This is a genomic window from Sphaerotilus hippei (assembly GCF_003201595.1).
GTDB lineage: Bacteria > Pseudomonadota > Gammaproteobacteria > Burkholderiales > Burkholderiaceae_C > Sphaerotilus > Sphaerotilus hippei.
This window is the reverse complement of the sequence record NZ_QJJS01000007.1, coordinates 59,560-78,886: the sequence shown is the minus strand read 5'-3', so window position 1 is coordinate 78,886 and position 19,327 is coordinate 59,560. Positions and strand designations below refer to the sequence as shown.

The 19,327-nt window shown below is 69.5% G+C and carries 16 protein-coding genes; 3 read left to right on the top strand and 13 right to left on the bottom strand.

Annotated elements, in window-relative coordinates:
- Positions 1-53: 53 nt before the first annotated feature.
- Complete coding sequence (locus C7444_RS09365; protein ID WP_110400590.1) at positions 54-2,627, top strand: ABC transporter permease; 2,574 nt, start codon at positions 54-56, stop codon at positions 2,625-2,627.
- A 19-nt stretch (positions 2,628-2,646) separates the two neighbouring features.
- On the opposite strand, the gene C7444_RS20780 is transcribed toward C7444_RS09365, so the two are convergent.
- The 7 genes from C7444_RS20780 to C7444_RS09330 all read right to left on the bottom strand — a co-directional run bounded on the left by C7444_RS20780 (position 2,647) and on the right by C7444_RS09330 (position 11,948).
- On the bottom strand, positions 2,647-4,584 hold the full coding sequence (locus C7444_RS20780) for a methyl-accepting chemotaxis protein (RefSeq protein WP_110400589.1): 1,938 nt from the start codon (positions 4,582-4,584) through the stop codon (positions 2,647-2,649).
- Between the two features lie 73 nt (positions 4,585-4,657).
- Positions 4,658-6,382: a methyl-accepting chemotaxis protein gene (locus tag C7444_RS09355; RefSeq protein WP_211317511.1), complete on the bottom strand. Its 1,725-nt coding sequence runs from the start codon at positions 6,380-6,382 to the stop codon at positions 4,658-4,660.
- Positions 6,383-6,410: 28 nt separating this feature from the next.
- Entirely contained in the window at positions 6,411-6,965 is a 555-nt protein-coding gene (locus C7444_RS09350; RefSeq protein ID WP_110400587.1) for a chemotaxis protein CheW, read from the bottom strand.
- A gap of 45 nt (positions 6,966-7,010) precedes the next feature.
- Positions 7,011-8,792 carry a methyl-accepting chemotaxis protein gene (locus C7444_RS09345; protein ID WP_110400586.1) on the bottom strand — a complete coding sequence of 594 codons (1,782 nt, stop codon included), beginning with the start codon at positions 8,790-8,792 and terminating at the stop codon, positions 7,011-7,013.
- 26 nt (positions 8,793-8,818) lie between these two features.
- Positions 8,819-10,972 (bottom strand): chemotaxis protein CheW, encoded by a 2,154-nt coding sequence (locus tag C7444_RS09340; RefSeq protein ID WP_110400585.1) that lies wholly within the window; start codon positions 10,970-10,972, stop codon positions 8,819-8,821.
- 78 nt (positions 10,973-11,050) lie between these two features.
- The gene (locus C7444_RS09335; protein WP_110400584.1) at positions 11,051-11,413 is read right to left on the bottom strand and encodes a response regulator; all 363 of its coding nucleotides are present in this window, start codon (positions 11,411-11,413) and stop codon (positions 11,051-11,053) included.
- 73 nt (positions 11,414-11,486) lie between these two features.
- Entirely contained in the window at positions 11,487-11,948 is a 462-nt protein-coding gene (locus C7444_RS09330) for a hypothetical protein (RefSeq protein ID WP_110400583.1), read from the bottom strand.
- 206 nt (positions 11,949-12,154) lie between these two features.
- Between C7444_RS09330 and C7444_RS09325 the strand changes: the two genes are divergently transcribed.
- Both C7444_RS09325 and C7444_RS09320 read left to right on the top strand, forming a co-directional pair.
- Positions 12,155-13,333, top strand: a complete 1,179-nt coding sequence (locus C7444_RS09325) for a hybrid sensor histidine kinase/response regulator (protein WP_110400582.1) — start codon at positions 12,155-12,157, stop codon at positions 13,331-13,333.
- The gene (locus C7444_RS09320; RefSeq protein WP_110400581.1) at positions 13,330-13,959 is read left to right on the top strand and encodes a response regulator; all 630 of its coding nucleotides are present in this window, start codon (positions 13,330-13,332) and stop codon (positions 13,957-13,959) included. Before C7444_RS09325 ends, C7444_RS09320 begins: the two co-directional genes overlap by 4 nt.
- Before the next feature lie 21 nt (positions 13,960-13,980).
- Here the strand turns inward: C7444_RS09320 and hisF are convergent, their stop codons facing one another.
- From hisF to hisD, 6 genes are read right to left on the bottom strand one after another with little or no spacing between them, the layout of a single operon-like run.
- Positions 13,981-14,760 (bottom strand): imidazole glycerol phosphate synthase subunit HisF, encoded by a 780-nt coding sequence (gene hisF / locus C7444_RS09315; protein WP_110400580.1) that lies wholly within the window; start codon positions 14,758-14,760, stop codon positions 13,981-13,983.
- 15 nt (positions 14,761-14,775) lie between these two features.
- Positions 14,776-15,525, bottom strand: coding sequence for a 1-(5-phosphoribosyl)-5-[(5-phosphoribosylamino)methylideneamino]imidazole-4-carboxamide isomerase (gene hisA, locus C7444_RS09310; protein WP_110400579.1), 750 nt, complete (start codon positions 15,523-15,525; stop codon positions 14,776-14,778).
- Between the two features lie 48 nt (positions 15,526-15,573).
- Positions 15,574-16,236: an imidazole glycerol phosphate synthase subunit HisH gene (gene hisH / locus C7444_RS09305; RefSeq protein WP_110400578.1), complete on the bottom strand. Its 663-nt coding sequence runs from the start codon at positions 16,234-16,236 to the stop codon at positions 15,574-15,576.
- A gap of 1 nt (position 16,237) precedes the next feature.
- Positions 16,238-16,843, bottom strand: coding sequence for an imidazoleglycerol-phosphate dehydratase HisB (gene hisB / locus C7444_RS09300; protein WP_110400577.1), 606 nt, complete (start codon positions 16,841-16,843; stop codon positions 16,238-16,240).
- 13 nt (positions 16,844-16,856) lie between these two features.
- Entirely contained in the window at positions 16,857-17,966 is a 1,110-nt protein-coding gene (gene hisC / locus C7444_RS09295) for a histidinol-phosphate transaminase (RefSeq protein ID WP_110400576.1), read from the bottom strand.
- Complete coding sequence (hisD, locus tag C7444_RS09290) at positions 17,963-19,306, bottom strand: histidinol dehydrogenase (RefSeq protein WP_110400575.1); 1,344 nt, start codon at positions 19,304-19,306, stop codon at positions 17,963-17,965. Before hisD ends, hisC begins: the two co-directional genes overlap by 4 nt.
- Positions 19,307-19,327: the final 21 nt, after the last annotated feature.

Here is a 19,327-nt window from a genome sequence, read left to right as displayed (position 1 = left end):
TTGCATGCTACGTTCAGCGCTTCCGGTCCGTGCGCCCCGACGCCTGATGCTCCATGACTGACTCCGTCGCCCTGTCCCCTTCCCCCTCTCGCCGCCCGCCCGGCCTGCTGCCGCAGGCCTGGCGCCAGCTGCGGCGCGACCTGCGTGCCGGCGAGCTGCGCCTGATGCTGCTGTCGGTCGTGCTGGCCGTCGCGGCCCTGACGGCCGTCGGCTTCTTCTCGGACCGTCTCCAGGCGGCGCTGCAGCGTGACGCGCTGTCGCTGCTCGGCGGCGACGCGGTGCTGGTCAGCGACCAGCCGCTGCCCGACTCCTTCCGGCGCACGGCCGCCGAGATGGGCCTGAGGTCGGCCCAGTCGGCCAGCTTCCCGAGCATGGCCCGCGCCTCGAACGCCCAGGGGGGCGGGGCGAAGCTGGTGTCGCTCAAGTCGGTCGAGCCGGGTTATCCGCTGAGGGGCCGGGTCGAGATCGCGGACGGCCCGGCACGGCCCGTCCGCCCGGGGGACGGCGGGCCGCCGCGTGGCACCGTGTGGGCCGACGCCGCCGTGCTCGAGGCGCTGGGGCTGAAGGTGGGGGATGCACTGCTGCTGGGTGACAGCACGCTGCGCATCGGCGCGCTGCTGATGGCCGAGCCCGACCGGGGCGCCGGCTTCCTGAGCTTCGCACCCCGCGTGATGATGGCCGCGGGCGACCTCGCCGCCACCGGACTGGTCCAGCCCGCCAGCCGGGTGACCTGGCGGCTGGCCGTGGCCAACGCCGAGGCAGGGGCCCGCGCCACCGCAGTGGGCGCCTACACCAGCTGGGCGCAGGAGACGCTGGACCGGCAGAAGATCCGCGGCGCGCGCATCGAATCGCTCGACAACGCCCGCCCCGAGATGCGCCAGACGCTGGACCGCGCCGGCCAGTTCCTGCAGCTGGTGGCGGTGCTGGCCGCGCTGCTGGCCGCGGTGGCGGTGGGCATCGCCGCGCGTGGATTCGCGCAGCGTCACCTCGACACCTGCGCGATGCTGCGCGTGCTGGGCCTGGCGCAGTGGCGCATCGCCAGCCTCTACGGCCTGGAGCTGCTGGGCATCGGGCTGATCGCCGGGGCGCTGGGGGTGGCCACCGGCCTGCTGGTGCACCAGGTGTTCGTCTGGCTGCTGGCCGGGCTGGTCGGCTCGCAGCTGCCGGCCCCCGGGGTCTGGCCCGGGCTGCTCGGCATGGCCGTGGGGCTGGTGCTGCTGGCCGCCTTCGGCCTGCCGCCGGTGCTGCAGCTCGCGCGGGTGCCGCCGCTGCGGGTGCTGCGCCGTGACCTGGGCGACCTGCGGCCGACCTCGCTGGGCGTGATGCTCGCCGGGGCGGCGGGTTACGCCGGCCTGCTGATGACGGTGGCCGCCGACCTGAAGCTCGGCGGCATCGCGCTGGCGGGCTTCGCGCTCGCCTGGGGGCTGTTCGCGCTGGCGGCCTGGCTGGCGGTGCGGCTGCTGCGGCGCTGGGTGCCCGAGGTGGGGGCACGCCGCTGGCTGCTGCTGGCCACCCGCCAGCTGGGCGCACGCCCCGGCGTGGTCGTGCTGCAGGTCAGTGCGCTGGCGCTGGGCCTGATGGCGCTGGTGCTGCTGGTGCTGATCCGCACCGACCTGATCACCAGCTGGCGGGCGGCCACCCCGGCCAGCGCCCCCGACCGCTTCGTCATCAACATCCTGCCCGAGCAGACCGACGAGTTCCGGCGCACGCTGGCCGAGGCCGGCGTCAGCGGCAACGACTGGTATCCGATGTTCCGCGGCCGGCTGGTGACGGTCAACGAACGTGCCGTCAGCCCGGCCGACTACCCGGCGGAGCGGGCCCAGCGGCTGGTGGACCGGGAGTTCAACCTCAGCCACGCCACGGCCCTGCCCGCGCACAACGAGCTGGTCGGCGGGCGCTGGGTGGGCGAAGAGGCCGACGGCCTGAGCGTCGAGAGCGGCCTGGCCGAGACGCTGGGCCTGAAGCTGGGCGACCGGCTCGGCTTCGACGTCTCCGGCCAGACGCTGTCGGCCCGCATCACCAGCCTGCGCAAGGTGAACTGGTCGTCGATGCGGGTGAACTTCTTCGTGATGTTCCCGCGCCAGCAGATGGCCGACCTGCCGGTGACCTACATCACCGCCTTCCGGGCCCCGGCTCGGCCGGGCCTGGACAGCGCGCTGTCGGCCCGCTTCCCGAACGTCACCGTGGTGGATGTCTCGGCGCAGATCCGCCAGGTGCAGGGCGTGCTCGACCAGGTGATCCGCGCGATGGAGTTCCTGTTCGCCTTCACGCTGGCCGCCGGCCTGCTGGTGCTGTTCGCCGCGCTGACGGCCACGCGGCAGGAGCGCGCGCGTGAATATGCGCTGCTGCGGGCGATGGGCGCCGGCAGCACGCTGCTGGCCCAGGTGCAGCGCGCCGAGCTGGTCGGCGTGGGGGTGCTGGCCGGCGTGCTGGCGGCGCTGGCCGCCTCGGCCACCGGCTGGGCGCTGGCCCGGTTCGTCTTCGAGTTCGTCTGGCAGCCGCCCTGGTGGGTGGTGCCCGCCGGCGGGCTGGCGGGAGCGCTGCTCGCGCTGGCCGCAGGCTGGTGGGGCCTGCGCGGCGTGCTGAGGCAGCCCGTCAGCGTCACGCTGCGCCAGGCCGGGGCCTGACGCACGAGGCGGTTCAGGCTCAGGCGGTGAGCCTGAATCCGTCGACCTCCTGAGCCAGCCGGCGCGACTGCTCGCGCAGGCTCTCGGCGGCCGCCGCGCTCTGCTCGACCAGCGCGGCGTTCTGCTGCGTCATCGCGTCGAGTTCGGTGACCGAGCGGTTGATCTCGCCCAGCCCCTGGCTCTGCTCGCCGGAGGCCGCGCTGATCTCGGCGATGATGTCGCTGACGCGCTGCACGCCCGAGACGATCTCGTTCATCGACACCCCGGCGGCCGTGACCAGCCGGCTGCCCGACTCCACCTTCTCCACGCTCGCGTTGATCAGGCTCTTGATCTCGCGTGCCGCGTTCGCGCTGCGCTGCGCCAGGTTGCGCACCTCGCCGGCCACCACCGCGAACCCGCGTCCCTGCTCCCCTGCACGCGCGGCTTCCACCGCCGCGTTCAGCGCCAGGATGTTCGTCTGGAACGCGATCCCGTCGATCACCCCGATGATCTCCGCGATCCTGCGGCTCGACGTCGTGATCTCCTCCATGTTCGTCACCACCTGCGACACCACCTCGCCCCCCTGGCGGGCCGCGTCGGAGGCGCAATGGGCGAGCTGGTTGGCGGTGCGGGCCGAATCGGCGGTCTGGCGCACGGTCGACACCATCTGCTCCATCGAGCTGGCCGCCTGCTGCAGATGGCTGGACGTGGTCTCGGTGCGCCCGGACAGGTCCTGGTTGCCCGACGCGATCTGCTCGCTGGCCGTCGAGATCGACTCCACCGAACAGCGCACCGCACCGAGCGTGGTGGTCAGCCGGTCGCGCATGCGCTCGACCCCGCGCACGATCTCGCCGATCTCGTCACGCTGGTCGCTGTGGAAGCTGCGGGTCAGGTCCCCTTGGCTGACGGCCTCGACCGCCTGCTGCAGCCGCACCAGCGGCTGGCCGACCCAGCGCGTCAGCATGGCGTGGATCATCACCGCCAGCAGCACGGTGGCCAGCACCATGCCCAGCCACAGGTAGCGCATCAGGCGCCAGACATCGGCCATCGCCTCGCTCTCGCTGGCCTGGGAGACGACCCACCAGCGACTGCCCGGCGTCTGGTGGGCCGCCAGCCACTGCGCGTCGGCGGCCCCCGGCAGGCGGGCGTCCTGCAGCAGGCCGCCCGGCGCTCCGGCCAGCTGCGCCGACAGCTCCGCCCATTGCGGCCAGAGCTCGATCACCTTCTGGCCGCGCGCCGTGGGGTGGGCGGCGAACACCGCCTCCTGCGGCCCCTTGCGCGGATCGATCACCACCAGACGGCCGCTCTCGAAGAACCGCACCTCCTTGGCCAGGCGGGCGATGGTCTCGTCGAACACGCCGACATCGAAGCCGACGAACACCAGGCCGATCACCTGACCGGTGCCGTCCTTGATCGGCTCGTAGCGGGTCATGTAGGCCTTGCCGAACAGGTTGGCACGACCGGCATAGGCCTGTCCGCCCATCAGCGTGGCGTAGGCCGGATGCTGCAGCCCGAGCTTGGTGCCCACGGCCCGCTCGCCGTTCTCCTTCTTCAGCGAGGTCGTGATGCGCAGGAAGTCATCGCCCTGGCGCAGGAAGATCGTCGCCACGCCACCGGTGTGCGTCGCGAAGGCATCGACCGCCTCGAAGTGATCCTTCAGCCCCGTCTCGCCGTTCAGCAGGTCGTCACCGGCCGGCGACAGGCGCAGGTCGCTCGCCAGCCCGGCGCGAAAGCTGGTGTAGAAGGTGCGTGCCATCACGCGCGCCGTCGCGTCGTAGGACTCGACCGTGTCGGCCACCGAGCGGTTCTTCTCGGCCATGGCCTCCTGCGCATGCTCGCGGAACTGGTCGATGGACGCCCAGGCCAGCGCGGCACACACGACCATCAGCACCAGCGCCAGCGCGGTGCTGGCCCAGAAGGACACCTTGCTCGCCACGCGACGATGGAGGGACCCGGAAACGACGGAAGCAGCGGACATGGACGATCGACCTCGTGCGGCAGAAGCGGAAAACGGATCGCCCCGGGCGTATGACACGCAACCGGGGCGGTGATCAGAAGGTTTCCCAGTCGCCGGCGTCGGCGGTGGCCACCTCTCTGGCGGGGGCAGGGGCCGGAGCCGGTGCTGGAGCACGAGGCACCAGCCGCGACTGCGGCGGCCGGGTGGCCACGACGGGCGACGGGCTGCGCAAGCCCGTGGACGCCGGCGCGGGGGCCGGTGCCGGCGGGCTGAAGACATCCCTGCCCTGCTGCAGGCGGAAGATGGTCACGACCGAAGCCAGGCGCACCGCCTGATCCTTCAGGCTCTCGGCCGCGGCCGCGCTCTGCTCGACCAGCGCGGCGTTCTGCTGCGTCATCTGGTCCAGCTGGGTCACGGCCATGTTCACCTGGCCCAGCTCGTTGCTCTGCTCGGTCGCCGCCGCGGTGATCTCGCCGATGATGTCGCTGACGCGCTGCACGCCCGAGACGATCTCGTTCATCGTCACCCCGGCGTCCTGCACCAGCTTGCTGCCCGACTCCACCTTCTCCACGCTCGCGTTGATCAGGCTCTTGATCTCGCGTGCCGCGTTCGCGCTGCGCTGCGCCAGGTTGCGCACCTCGCCGGCCACCACCGCGAACCCCCGTCCCTGCTCCCCTGCACGCGCGGCTTCCACCGCCGCGTTCAGCGCCAGGATGTTCGTCTGGAACGCGATCCCGTCGATCACCCCGATGATCTCCGCGATCCTGCGGCTCGACGTCGTGATCTCCTCCATGTTCGTCACCACCTGCGACACCACCGCTCCGCCCTTGCGCGCGGCCTGCGCGGCCGAGCTCGCCAGCTGGTTGGCCGTGCTGGCCGAGTCCGCCGTCTGGCGCACCGTGCCGGTCAGCTGCTCCATCGAGCTGGCAGCGTTCTGCAGGTTGCTGGCGGTCTGTTCGGTGCGGCCCGACAGGTCCTGGTTGCCGGTGGCCACCTCGCTGCTGGCCACCTGGATGGACTCGGCCGACTCGCGCACCTGGGACACGGTGCGGCGCAAGGCCGTCTGCATCGCCGACAGCGCATCCAGCACCGCGCCGACCTCGTCCGCCCGACCGGCGGGCATGTCCTGCGTCAGGTCACCCTCGCCGATGCGCTGCGCCGCCCGGGCCACGTCGGCCAGCGGCACGCAGATCAGGCGCACCAGCAGCACCGTGCCGGCCATCAGGCCGGCGACCACCGCCGCCAGCACGCCGATGACCGCCCAGACCGTGCGCATGCGCTGCGCTCCCATGTCGGCGCGCAGCTGGGCCGAGCGGGTCTCCTGGAGGTGCACATAGGCCTTCTGCGCCTCGGTGTAGGCCGCCAGCGCAGGCCGGAACTCGCTGTTCATGCGCTGCATGATGTCCGCCCCGGCAGCGGCCTTGCCAGCCGCCAGGGTGTCGCGAACGGCCAGGTAGTCCTTGCGCCGCTGCGCCACGGTCGCCAGCGCCTGGCGCTCGTCCTCCGTGACACTGAGGGCCACGATGCGCTCCTGCAGGCCGGAGATCTCCGCGCTGGTCGCTTTGATGTCCGCCTTGATGGCGGCTTCGACCTGGGCCTCGCCCGTCATCAGCATCGCGGACGTGCGGGCCGCGTTGGTCTCGGTCAGCCCGCTCCAGCGGGAGGCGAGGGCCAGCTTCTCCTGCTGCTGCTGCTGGCTCCCTTCAGCCTCAGCCAGGTTGGTGCGGGTGCGCATCATCGTCGCCGAACCCACGACGACCAGCACCATCGCCATCATCGCAGGCTGTATCCACAGCTTGCGCCGGATCGTCCATTGCATGTTGATCATCCGTTCATGTGCCCTGCGTTCAGAACGCGGCTTCCAGCGCACCCAGTTCGGTGCTGGAGAGAATCGACTCGATGTCCATCAGGATCAGCATGCGCTCGCCCACGTTGGCGATGCCCTGGATGAAACGCATGTCGACCATCGCGCTCATCTCCGGTGCCGGCTGGACCATCTGGGCATCGATCTGCAGCACGTCGGAGACCGAGTCGACCACCGCACCGACGACCCGACCGCGCATGTTCAGCACGATGACGACCGTGATGGCATTGACCTCGGCCGTCTCGCAGCCCAGCTTGATGCGCAGGTCCAGCACCGGCACGATCACGCCGCGCAGATTGACCACCCCCTTGAGGAAGGGCGGCGCGTTGGCGATGCGGGTCGGCTGCTCGTAGGAGCGGATCTCCTGCACCTTGAGGATGTCGATGCCGTACTCCTCCTGCCCGAGCCGGAAGGTGAGGAACTCGCCACCCAGCGTCGTGGAGCCGCCCGCGGCCGCCGCAGCCGTGCGCTTGGCACTGGCACTGGAGAAGGAGGTGGAGCTCATCTGGCGAACGGGGGCGTCATGGAGCAAGCTCATGATGAATCCTTGTCTGGAATTCGGTGTAAGGGCGCGGATGCGGAATCAGAAGGTTTCCCAGTCGTCACCGACCGGCGCCGTGGCGGCACTGCCCGATGACGACCTGGCGGCGGGAGCCGGTGCAGGTACTGGCGCCGGTGCCGGTGCGAACGCAGGGGCCGCAGGCCGGTCCGCGATGACCGCAGCCGGTGCGGCAGGTCGATGGCTCACGGCTCGAGCCACTGGAGCCGCATGCGTGTGGCCGAAGGGATGCGCCTGATCCTCCGCGCCGCGGAAGGTCGAGATCATCTCGGTCAGGCGCCGGGCCTGGTCGGTCATGCTCTGGGCCGCGGCCGCGCTCTGCTCGACCAGCGCGGCGTTCTGCTGCGTCATCTGGTCCAGCTGGGTCACGGCCATGTTGACCTGCCCCAGCTCGTTGCTCTGCTCGGTCGCCGCCGCCGTGATCTCGCCGATGATGTCGCTGACCCGCTGCACGCCCGAGACGATCTCGTTCATCGTCACCCCGGCGTCCTGCACCAGCTTGCTGCCCGACTCCACCTTCTCCACGCTCGCGTTGATCAGGCTCTTGATCTCGCGTGCCGCGTTTGCGCTGCGCTGCGCCAGGTTGCGCACCTCGCCGGCCACCACCGCGAACCCGCGTCCCTGCTCCCCTGCACGCGCGGCTTCCACCGCCGCGTTCAGCGCCAGGATGTTCGTCTGGAACGCGATCCCGTCGATCACCCCGATGATCTCCGCGATCCTGCGGCTCGACGTCGTGATCTCCTCCATGTTCGTCACCACCTGCGACACCACCGCTCCACCCTTGCGCGCGGCCTGCGCGGCCGAGCTCGCCAGCTGGTTGGCCGTGCTGGCCGAGTCCGCCGTCTGGCGCACCGTGCCGGTCAGCTGTTCCATCGAGCTGGCGGTCTGCTGCAGCGCGCTGGCGGTCTGTTCGGTGCGGCCCGACAGGTCCTGGTTGCCGGTGGCGATCTCGCTGCTGGCCATGGACATCGATTCGCTGGTCGTGCGGATCTCGCCGACCATCGAGCGCAGCGACTGCTGCATCTCGAGCAGCGCACGCATCAGGTCGGAGGTCTCGTCCTGCCCGACCACCTCGACACGCGAACCCAGATCACCCGCGGCGATCGACTGGGCGATCGAGCGGGCCTGCAGCAGCGGCTGCACGATGGAGCGGGAGTTCATCAGCGTCAGCGGCACGACCAGCAGCACCACGACCACCAGCACGATCAGGAAGGCCCAGGTGGCCCGACGCATGCTGACGCCGAATTCAGCCTTCGTGGACTCCGCCTCGGCCTGCACGATCGCATCGATCTTGTGCACGGCTTGTTCGACCGCGTGGATCTCCATCTTGGCGCGGTCGAGCACCCGGTCGACCGTGATCGCGCTGTCGTAGACACCGAGCTCGATGTTGCGGACCGTGGCTTCGGAGCTGCTGCGGTAGGCCTTCAGACGACCGATCGCGTCACGGGCCAGCTGATTGTCCTCGTCGTCCTCCCCAGCGAGCATCGCCTCGAAGGCCGAACTGGTGCGGTCGATCGCCTTCGACCACAGCTCGCGATGGCCGGTCACGGCCTTCGAGTCCTCGTAGTGGATCACCATGTCCTTCTCGTGGCGACGGATGTCGCCGAGTCCGGCCCGGATGTCCGAGACGTTCTGGGCCTCCTTGACGGAATGCCCCATGAACTCCGTGTTGAGCTCCTGCAGGTGCTGACCGGCGAACAGGCCGGTCAGGCCGACCAGCGCGAACAAGGCCAGCACCAGGGCAATGGCACCATTCATCCGGAAGCGGATCGAGAAGCGCCTCATCATCGTCGACAGGAAGCCCATGGGACCCTCCACTTGTGCAAAATCTGTCAGTGCCGCGAACGGCGAACCAGTGAACCGGTATCCAGGATCAGCGCCACCCGGCCGTCACCCATGATGGTCGCGCCCGAGACGTCCTGCACCTTGCGGTAGTTGGCCTCGAGGTTCTTGACCACCACCTGCTGCTGGCCGAGCAGTTCGTCGACCAGCAGGGCGACACGCCCGCCTTCGGCCTCGACGACGACCATGATCGAGGAGACCCGCTCGAAGTCGAAGCGCGGCACCTCGAACACGCGTTCGAGCTCGATGACAGGCATGTACTCCTCGCGCACCTGCACGACGCGGCCAGTGCCGCCGATGGTCTTGACGGTGTCGTCGTTGACCTGGAAGCTCTCGACCACCGAGGCCAGCGGCAGGATGTAGACCTCGTCACCCACGCCCACGCTCATGCCGTCCATGATGGCCAGCGTCAGCGGCAGGCGCACCTTGACGCTCATGCCGTAGCCTTCGGCCGAATCGATCTCGACCGTGCCGCCCAGGCTGGTGATGTTCTTCTTCACCACGTCCATGCCCACGCCACGCCCGGACACGTCGGTGACCTGCTCGGCGGTGGAGAAGCCCGGGGCGAAGATCAGGCCCCAGACGTCGGCATCGGCCATGCCGTCGGGCGCGTCGATGCCCCGCTCGCAGGCCTTGCGGATCAATTTGTCGCGCGACAGGCCCCGGCCATCGTCACGCACCTCGATGACGATCGAGCCGCCCTGATGCGAGGCCGACAGCATGATCGTGCCGGTCTCGGGCTTGCCATGGGCGAGCCGGTCGGCCCCCATCTCGATGCCGTGGTCGCAGGAGTTGCGCACCAGGTGCGTCAGCGGATCGGTGATCTTCTCGATCAGGCCCTTGTCGAGCTCGGTGGCCTCGCCCTGCGTGACCAGCTCGACCTTCTTGCCCAGCTTGCTGGCCAGGTCGCGCAGCATGCGCGGGAAGCGGCTGAAGACCGTCGACATCGGAATCATCCGGATCGACATCACGGCTTCCTGCAGGTCGCGGGTGTTGCGGTCCAGGTCGTTCAGGCCCGCCACCAGCTGCTGGTAGACGACCGGGTCGAGGTCACGGCTGTTCTGCGCCAGCATGGCCTGCGTGATGACCAGTTCGCCCACCAGGTTGATGAGCTGGTCGACCTTCTCGACCGCCACGCGGATCGTGGTCGAGTCCAGGCCGCCCGAAGAGGACTTTTCCTGGCGGGCCGCCGGTCGGGCGGGCGCGGGTGCCGGAGCGGCGACCGCCGGTTCGGGCGCGGCGGCGACCGGATCGGCCGGCGCGGCGGCATGGGCCGTCGACGGCGCGCCGGGCGCGTTGTCGAAGAAGCCGTAGCCGGGGTCACGCACGGGCGTGACCTGGGGCTCGGTCTGGGCCTCGGCCCCGTCGGGCACGCCCGGATTGCCACGGTGGAAGCCGTAACCCGGACCGAAAGGAACGATCTGCACCTGTTCACGCGAGACGTGGAAGGTGAACAGGTCCATCAGGTCGTTGTCGGCGCTGGAGGTGACGACGCGGAAACGGCGCATGCCATCGGCCGCCTGGCCCTTGTCCAGCGGCTCGATGGTGCCCAGGTCGGTGATTTCCTTGAACAGGTCGATCAGGTTGTCGGCCTGGGCCGGATCGCTCAGCGGGCCGACCCGCAGCTCCAGCTCACGGGTGCCGGCCTTCGGCTCGACCGCCGCCGGTGCAGGCGCCGGAGCCGGGGCGGCTGCGGCCACCATGGCGGCCGCAGCCGCGGCCTCGCCACTGGCCAGCGCCCGGATGTGGATCAGCAGTTCGGTCGTCTCGACGACGTCGGCACCGGACCCCTGGTGGCGACCCAGCTGCGCGCGCAGCGCATCGCCGGCGGCCAGCAGCACGTCCACCATCGTCAGCGTGGGCTGCAACTCGTGGCGGCGCAGCTTGTCCAGCAGCGTCTCCATCTCGTGGGTGAGCTCGGCCACATCGCTGAAACCGAAGGTCGCCGCACCGCCCTTGATCGAGTGGGCGCAACGGAAGATGGCGTTCATCTCCTCGTCGTCGGCGGCGGTGATGTCCAGCTCGAGCAGCAGCTGCTCCATGCGCTGGAGGTTCTCACCAGCTTCTTCGAAGAAGACCTGATAGAACTGGCTGAGATCGATGCCGGCACCGGAGCCGGATCCCTCTGATGTCGTTTCTGCCATGGCAAATCCCTTGAACCCTGAGTCAGCGCAATGTGGTCGGACGCGGCGTCCCGGACATCGGGACGTCGTCGCGACGCGTCAGCGAATCACCTTCTTGATCACCTCGATCAGCTTGGCCGGATCGAAGGGCTTGACCAGCCAGCCGGTTGCACCCGCGCCACGTCCGGCCAGCTTCATCTGGTCACTGGACTCGGTGGTCAGGATCAGGATGGGCGTGCTCTTGAACTGCGAGGTCTCGCGCAGCTTCTTGGTCAGGCTGATGCCGTCCATGCGGGGCATGTTCTGGTCGGTCAGCACCAGATCGAAGGTGCGGCTGCCGGCCTTCTCCCAGGCGTCCTGGCCGTCCACCGCCTCGACGACGTTGTAGCCAGCGCTCTTGAGCGTGAAGGAGACCATCTGGCGCATGGACGCCGAGTCATCCACAGCGAGGATTGAATGCATTTGCTCTCTCCGGGAGGGTTCTGGATTTACCGAAAGGGTTATCGACTGGAAACGTCAGGGCTTGAATCGGGGCTTAAAAAAGCTCGATCGAACCGGCGTCCATCTCGTCCTGCGTGACCGGGTTGGGCCGCAGTGGCGCGCTCTCCACGACCGCTTCGCCCTCGGGGTCCTGCCCCATGGCCTCGCGGGCGATCTGGTCGGCACAGGCGCGCAGGCGGATGTGCGTGTGGTTGATGAGCTGGGAGGCCATGTCCTGGAACTGCATCGCCGTCACCGCGCCGCTGAGGTTCTGCATGGCTTCATGCAGGGCTGCGGTGTCCACCTCGGGGGCGGCGGCACCGTCGCGCAGCAGCTGGCGCAGGCTCTGGTTGGCCCCGTAGAAGTGACCCATCAGCGCCTCGCTGGCGTCCGACAGAAGTCGCTGCAAGCGCTCCAGATCGTTGTTGGCGGTGAGCAGGTGGTCCTGCAACTCCGCAGCCACCATCAGCGACAACGCTGACGGTGCAGGCTCGCTCTGAGCTTCGTTCATCTGCATCGCGGCTCCAATATGGCGATTCTTACTGCGCGGGAGATCAGCAAGCGGAGCGACACGCCACCCTGGGCCGACACCGCTTTCCGTACGTGCTTCGATTGGTAGAATTTTTGCAATACGGCCCGTTTCCATTGGTCGGATCACATGGTGATTCCGGGCCCATTTCCCGACATCCCAACCCCCTTCCGGACCGCCCGCGGGCGCCACTGATGCCACGAGCCACCTCTGTGCGCCGCCTGCGCCTGCTGCACCTCGAAGACTCCGAGCTGGACCACCAGCTGGTGCTCGCCCACCTGCGCCGGGGCGGCATCGAAGCGACCATGCACCGCGTGGACAACGAGACCGACTTCCTCGGCGCGATCGGCGGCGGGGGCGGCTGGGACGCGGTCATCTCCGACTACAACCTGCCCGGCTTCTCGGGCCTGGTGGCGCTGGAGCTGCTGCGCCAGCGCGACACGCTGATGCCCTTCGTGCTGGTGTCGGGCGAGATCGGCGAGGACACCGCCGTCGAGGCGATGCGCAACGGCGCCTCCGACTACCTGCTCAAGAGCAACCTGAACCGCCTGGTGCCGGCGGTGCTGCATGCGGTCGACGCCAGCGAGAGCCGGCGCGCGCGCCAGCGGGCCGACAGCGAGCTGGCGCAGTCGCGCAAGCGCCTGTCCGAACTGGCCCAGCACCTGCAGACCAGCATCGAGATGGAGCGGGCCGCCATCGCGCGCGAGATCCACGATGACGTCGGCGGCTCCTTGACGGCCGTCAAGTTCGACCTGGCCTGGATCTCGCGCCACGGCGGCTCGACGGCGGTGATCGAGCGGGCCCGGCAGGCGCTGGAGACGGTCAACCACGCGATCGAGGCCAGCCAGCGCATCATGCACAACCTGCGTCCGGCCATCCTCGAGCAGGGCCTGATCGCGGCGCTGCAGTGGATGACGCAGCGTTTCGAGCGCCGCACCGGCATCTCCACCGTCTTCCGCACCAGCCACGAGCACCTGAACCTGCCCGCCGGCGTGCCGCTGGTGGCCTACCGCACCGCCCAGGAGGCACTCACCAACATCTCCAAGCATGCCCAGGCCACGCGGGTGCAGGTCGACCTGACGGTGGCCGCCAGCGTGCTGTCGCTGGAGATCAGCGACAACGGCCGCGGCCTCGCCCGGGGTGACCTGGGCAAGGACAGATCGTTCGGAATCCGCGGTTTGCATGAACGCGCGGACACCGTGGGCGGCTGGGTGGACATGAGCAGTTCGCCCACGGGCACGACCCTGATACTCTCGGTGCCTCTGGACATGCCGGGAGGACCGGACAGTCAGCTGATGGACGACACGGATGACGACGACGCCGGCGGCCCGCTGACGAGTCCTCACGATCCTTCGACCTGGGGAGACCTATGACCCGCGTGATGCTCTGCGATGACCACGCCCTGATCCGGCGCGGCATCCGCGATACGCTGGCGGAACAACCCGACATGCAGGTGGTCGGCGAGGCAGGCGACTACGGCGAGCTGCGCGCGCTGATGCGCCAGCAGGGTGCGGACGTGCTGGTGCTCGACATCAACATGCCCGGACGCAGCGGTCTGGACGTGCTGCACGCGCTCAAGGAAGAGGGCTCGGCACTGAAGGTGCTGGTCGTCTCGATGTACCCCGAGGACCAGTACGCGCTGCGCGCGCTGCGCGCGGGTGCCTACGGCTACGTCAACAAGGGCGGTGATCCGGCCCAGATCGTCGCGGCGGTGCGCATGGTCGCGCAGGGCCGCAAGTACGTGACGCCGGAGATGGCGCAGATGCTGGTCGAGAACCTGACCGCCCCGGCCGCCGAGACCGCGCACGACAAGCTCTCGGACCGCGAGCTGCAGACGCTGACGCTGATCGCGTCGGGCAAGCGCCTGTCGGACATCGCCGAGGCGCTGACGCTGAGCCCGAAGACGGTCAGCGTCTACCGCGCCCGGGTGCTGGAGAAGCTCGGCCTGACCAACAACTCCGAGCTGACCGTCTACGCCATCCGCAACGGCCTGGTCTGAGAGCGGCCGGACCGCGCGAGCTCAGATCCGCACCGGGATGCCGCGGGCGGCCATGACCGCCTTGGCCTCGGCCACCGTGTGGTCGCCGTAGTGGAAGATGCTGGCCGCCAGCACCGCGTCCGCCCCGCCCTGCTGCACGCCGTCGGCCAGGTGGTCGAGGTTGCCCACGCCGCCGGAGGCGATCACCGGCACCGACACCGCATCGGCCACCGCACGCGTGAGCGCCAGGTCGAAGCCGCTCTTGGTGCCGTCGCGGTCCATGCTGGTCAGCAGGATCTCGCCGGCGCCGTGCTCGGCCATCTGGCGCGCCCACGCCACCGCATCGAGGTGCATGTTCTTGCGCCCGCCATGGGTGTAGACGTCCCAGCCCGGACCCTTGGTGGCCAGGTCCTCGCCGACGCGCCGCTTGGCGTCGATGGCCACGACGATGCACTGCGCGCCGTAGCGGGCCGAGGCGTCGCGGATCACCTGCGGATTGGCCACCGCCGCCGAGTTGAAGCTGACCTTGTCGGCCCCGGCGTTGAGCAGGCGGCGCACGTCCTCGACCACCCGCACCCCGCCACCGACCGTCAGCGGGATGAAGACCTGCGAGGCCACCGCCTCGATGATGTGCAGGATCAGGTCACGGCCGTCGCTGGTCGCGGTGATGTCGAGGAAGGTCAGCTCGTCGGCCCCCTGGTCGTTGTAGCGGGCCGCGATCTCGACCGGGTCGCCCGCATCACGCAGTTCGACGAAGTTGATGCCCTTGACGACCCGGCCCCCGGTCACGTCGAGGCAGGGAATGATGCGTTTGGCGAGCATGTGGGGGAGGCTTTCTCAGGCCGTCGTGCCGTTGAGGTCGTCGGCACGCTGCTGGCCGGCGGCGAAGTCGAGGTCGCCGGTGTAGATGGAGCGGCCGCAGATCACGCCCTGCACGCCTTCCTTCTCGACCGCGCACAGCGCGTCGATGTCGGCCAGGTTGGACAGGCCGCCCGAGGCGATCACCGGGATGGTCAGCGCCTGCGCCAGCGTGACGGTGGCCTCGACGTTGATGCCCGTGAGCATGCCGTCGCGGCCGATGTCGGTGTAGATGATGCTCTCGACGCCATAGCCCTCGAACTTCTTCGCCAGGTCGACGACCTCGTGGCCGGTCAGCTTGCTCCAGCCGTCGGTGGCCACCTTGCCGTCCTTGGCGTCGAGGCCGACGATGATGTGGCCCGGGAAGGCGGTGCAGGCGTCGCGCAGGAAGCCGGGGTTCTTGACCGCGGCCGTGCCGATGATCACGTAGGTGATGCCCGCGTCGAGGTAACGCTCGATGGTGTCGAGGTCACGGATGCCCCCGCCCAGCTGCACCGGGATGTTGCCGCCCACCTCCGCGAGGATGGACTTGATCGCCCCGGCGTTGACCGGCTTGCCGGCAAAGGCACCGTTGAGGTCCACCAGGTGCAGGCGGCGCCCGCCTGCATCGAGCCAGCGGCGCGCGACCACGGCCGGATCGGCACCGAAGGTGGTGGAGTCGTTCATGTCGCCTTGCTTGAGGCGTACACATTGGCCGTCTTTGAGATCGATCGCCGGAATCAGCAGCATGGCTGTCGCGCAGGGTTGCGGTTGATGGAAAAAACGCCGGACAGCCGCTCAGGGCTTCCAGAAGAGGAAATTGCGATAGAGCGCCAGGCCGTGGTCGGCGCTCTTCTCGGGGTGGAACTGCGTGGCAAAAATGTTATCCCGAGCCACCGCGCAGGTAAAGCTGGCGCCGTAGTCGGTTTCACCGGCGGTGTGGCGCGCCTCGTGCGGATCGGCGTAGTAGCTGTGCACGAAATAGAACCAGGCCCCGTCGGGCACGCCGGCCCAGACCGGATGCGGCGCGCCGTCGTGCGCGACCTGGCGCACCCGGTTCCAGCCCATCTGCGGCACCTTGTAGCGGCTGCCATCGGGCTGCAGGCGGCCCTCGAGCTGGAAACGCTTCACCCGACCGGGGATCAGGCCCAGGCCGGGCGTGTCCTGCTCTTCGGAGTGGTCGAGCAGCATCTGCATGCCCACGCACACGCCCATCAGCGGCTTGCTGGCAGCCGCCTCGAGCACGGCCTGCCTCAGGCCGGAGTCGTGCAGCTCGCGCATGCAGTCGCGCATCGCGCCCTGCCCTGGCAGCACGACCCGCTCGGCAGCACGCACCTCGTCGGGCCGCGAGGTGACGATCACCTCCAGCCCCGAGCCCTGCGCCACGTGCAGCACCGCCTGCGAGACCGAGCGCAGGTTGCCCATGCCGTAGTCGACGACGGCGACGGTTCGTTGGCTCATCTCAGAGACATCCCTTGGTGGACGGAATCACGCCGGCCGAGCGCGGATCGGGCGTCAGCGCCATGCGGATCGCGCGGCCGAAGGCCTTGAAGATCGTCTCGCACTGGTGATGGGCGTTGTGGCCCTTCAGGTTGTCGATGTGCAGGCTGACCAGCGCATGGTTGACGAAGCCCTGGAAGAACTCGTAGACCAGCTGCGTGTCGAGCGCGCCGATCATGCCGGAGGTGAACTTCACGTCCATCTCCAGCCCCGGGCGGCCCGAAAAATCGACCACGACCCGCGACAGCGCCTCGTCGAGCGGCACATAGCTGTGGCCGTAGCGGGTGATGCCCTTCTTGTCACCGATGGCCCGGGCGACCGCCAGGCCCAGCGTGATGCCCACGTCCTCGACCGTGTGGTGGCCGTCGATGTGCAGGTCGCCGTCGGCCTCGATCTCCAGGTCGATCAGCCCGTGACGGGCGATCTGGTCGAGCATGTGGTCGAAGAAGCCGATGCCGGTGGCCAGCCTGGCCACGCCGGTGCCGTCCAGATTCACGCGCACGCGGATCTTGGTCTCGTTGGTGTCGCGCCGGATCTCGGCGATGCGCGATGGGGTGTCGGTGCTCATGGTCGGTTCGTCTTCAGATCGATGCACGCAGCGCGTCGATCATGCGGGTGTTCTCTTGCGGCGTGCCCACGGTCAGGCGCAGGCAGTTCGCCAGCAGCGGGTGCAGTGCCGCGACATGCTTGATCAGCACGCCACGCTGCTTCATGCCCTCGAAGGTCGCCTTCGAATCCGGCACCCGCACGAGGATCATGTTGGCCTCGCTGGGCCAGGCCTTGACCCCGGGCAGGGTGAGCAGCGCCGCCTGCAGCCGCTCGCGCTCGGCACGCAGGATCTGCGCCTGCCGAGCGTACTCGTCGGCGTGTTCCAGCGCAAACAGGGCGGCCTCGGCGTTGAGCACGCTCACGTTGTAGGGCGGGCGCACCTTGTCGATCTCGTGGATCAGCGCGGCCGGCCCGGCCATGTAGCCCAGGCGCAGGCCGGCGAGGCCGAACTTGCTGAGCGTGCGCATCACCAGCACGTGGTCGGACTCGCCGGCACGGGGCATCCAGCTGCGCGAGGAGAACGGCTGGTAGGCCTCGTCGAACACCACCAGGCCGTTCTGCGCGCCGACCGCGGCGATGATCTTCTCGATCACCGCGTCGTCGAACAGGTTGGCCGTAGGGTTGTTCGGGTAGGCGATGTAGGTGATGGCCGGGCGGTGGCGCTCGATGGCCGCCAGCATCGCGGCCTCGTCGAGCTCGAAGTCGGCCGTCAGCGGCACGCCGACGAAATCGAGCCCCTGCAGCTGCGCCGACATCGCGTACATCACGAAACCCGGCACCGGCGCGAGCACGGTCGCCCCGGGCACGTCGCAGGCCAGCGCCAGCAGCGCGATCAGCTCGTCGGAGCCGTTGCCCAGCATCAGGCTGCAGCCCTCGGGCAGCGCGACGTGCTCGGCCAGCGCACGCTTGAGGTCGTCCACGCGCGAGCCCGGGTAGCGGTTGATCGCCACCTGCGCGAGGCGGCTGCCCAGCGCCTGCTGCAGCTCGGGCGGCAGCAGGAAGGGGTTCTCCATCGCGTCGAGCTTGATGTAGCCGGCGCTGGGCTGCACCGCGTAGGCGTGCATGCCCTGCACGTCGGAGCGCAGCGTCGCGCCCAGGCGGGGTGCCAGCACGGCCGGCGTCGGGGAAGAAGACTGGTTCATCGGGTCACTCCGTCGGATCCATCGGCTGGCTTCAGGCGCAGTTCGGCGGCCCGGGCATGGGCCTGCAGGCCTTCTCCGTAGGCCAGCTCCGCGGCGATCAGACCCAGCGTCTGCGCGCCCTGCTCGCTGACCTCGATCAGGCTGCTGCGCTTCTGGAAGTCGTAGACCCCCAGCGGCGACGAGAAGCGTGCGGTGCCCGAGGTCGGCAGCACATGGTTCGGCCCGGCACAGTAGTCGCCCAGCGATTCGCTCGTGTATGCGCCCAGGAAGATCGCCCCGGCGTGCCTGAGCAGCGGCTCCCAGCGATGCGGGTCGGACGAGCTGACCTCCAGATGCTCCGGCGCGATGCGGTTGCTGATCGCGCAGGCCTGCGCCATGTCCTGGGTCAGGATCAGCGCGCCACGGCCTTCCAGCGAGGCGCGGATCACGTCGCGGCGCGGCATGCCGTCGATCAGGCGGTCGATCGCGGCCTGCACCTGGTCGATGTAGGCGGCGTCCGGGCACAGCAGGATGGACTGGGCCAGCTCGTCGTGCTCGGCCTGGCTGAACAGGTCCATCGCGATCCAGTCCGGGGGGGTCGTGCCGTCGGCCAGCACCAGGATCTCGCTCGGCCCGGCGATCATGTCGATGCCGACCTGGCCGAAGACGCGCCGCTTGGCGCTGGCCACGTAGGCATTGCCCGGGCCGGTGATCTTGTCCACCCGCGGCACCGTCGTGGTGCCGAAGGCCAGCGCGCCGACCGCCTGCGCCCCGCCGATGGTGAACGCCCGGCTGACGCCGGCGACGTAGGCTGCCGCCAGCACCAGCGCATTGCGCTCGCCCCTGGGCGTGGGCACGACCATGATGATCTCGCCGACCCCCGCGACATGCGCCGGGATCGCGTTCATCAGCACCGAGGACGGGTACGCCGCCTTGCCGCCGGGCACGTAGATGCCCACGCGGTCCAGCGGCGTGACCTTCTGGCCCAGCAGCGTGCCGTCCTCGTCACGGTACTGCCAGCTCAGGCCGCAGGCCTGCAGCTGGCGCTCGTGGTAGGCCCGCACCCGCCGGGCCGCCGCCTCGAGCGCATCGCGCTGGGCCGGCGTGATCGCCTCGAAGGCGGCCTTCAGCTCGTCGCGCGTCAGCTCCAGCGCGCCCATCGAGTCGACCTCGAGGCCGTCGAAGCGGGCGGTGTACTCGAGCACGGCCGCATCACCCCGCTGGCGCACGTCGGCCAGGATGGCGGCCACCCGCTCCTCGATCGCATGGTCCGTCTCCGCCGACCAGTGCAGCACCCGATGGAACGCCTGCTCGAAGTCCGGGGTGCTGGTGTTCAGGTGGCGGATGGAGACGGTGGACATGAGCGTGGTCGGGTTGGTGGT

Excerpts from the sequence above, each read along its gene's own strand:
- C7444_RS09350 (WP_110400587.1), bottom strand. The coding sequence starts at position 6,965 with ATGAGCTTGCTCCATGACGCCCCCGTTCGCCAGATGAGCTCCACCTCC.
- hisH (WP_110400578.1), bottom strand. The coding sequence starts at position 16,236 with ATGAGCCAACGAACCGTCGCCGTCGTCGACTACGGCATGGGCAACCTG.
- C7444_RS09320 (WP_110400581.1), top strand. The coding sequence starts at position 13,330 with ATGACCCGCGTGATGCTCTGCGATGACCACGCCCTGATCCGGCGCGGC.
- hisB (WP_110400577.1), bottom strand. The coding sequence starts at position 16,843 with ATGAGCACCGACACCCCATCGCGCATCGCCGAGATCCGGCGCGACACC.
- hisA (WP_110400579.1), bottom strand. The coding sequence starts at position 15,525 with ATGCTGCTGATTCCGGCGATCGATCTCAAAGACGGCCAATGTGTACGC.
- C7444_RS09345 (WP_110400586.1), bottom strand. The coding sequence starts at position 8,792 with ATGGGCTTCCTGTCGACGATGATGAGGCGCTTCTCGATCCGCTTCCGG.
- C7444_RS09365 (WP_110400590.1), top strand. The coding sequence starts at position 54 with ATGACTGACTCCGTCGCCCTGTCCCCTTCCCCCTCTCGCCGCCCGCCC.
- hisC (WP_110400576.1), bottom strand. The coding sequence starts at position 17,966 with ATGAACCAGTCTTCTTCCCCGACGCCGGCCGTGCTGGCACCCCGCCTG.
- C7444_RS09340 (WP_110400585.1), bottom strand. The coding sequence starts at position 10,972 with ATGGCAGAAACGACATCAGAGGGATCCGGCTCCGGTGCCGGCATCGAT.
- hisD (WP_110400575.1), bottom strand. The coding sequence starts at position 19,306 with ATGTCCACCGTCTCCATCCGCCACCTGAACACCAGCACCCCGGACTTC.
- C7444_RS09335 (WP_110400584.1), bottom strand. The coding sequence starts at position 11,413 with ATGCATTCAATCCTCGCTGTGGATGACTCGGCGTCCATGCGCCAGATG.
- C7444_RS09355 (WP_211317511.1), bottom strand. The coding sequence starts at position 6,382 with ATGCAATGGACGATCCGGCGCAAGCTGTGGATACAGCCTGCGATGATG.
- C7444_RS09330 (WP_110400583.1), bottom strand. The coding sequence starts at position 11,948 with ATGCAGATGAACGAAGCTCAGAGCGAGCCTGCACCGTCAGCGTTGTCG.
- C7444_RS20780 (WP_110400589.1), bottom strand. The coding sequence starts at position 4,584 with ATGTCCGCTGCTTCCGTCGTTTCCGGGTCCCTCCATCGTCGCGTGGCG.
- C7444_RS09325 (WP_110400582.1), top strand. The coding sequence starts at position 12,155 with ATGCCACGAGCCACCTCTGTGCGCCGCCTGCGCCTGCTGCACCTCGAA.
- hisF (WP_110400580.1), bottom strand. The coding sequence starts at position 14,760 with ATGCTCGCCAAACGCATCATTCCCTGCCTCGACGTGACCGGGGGCCGG.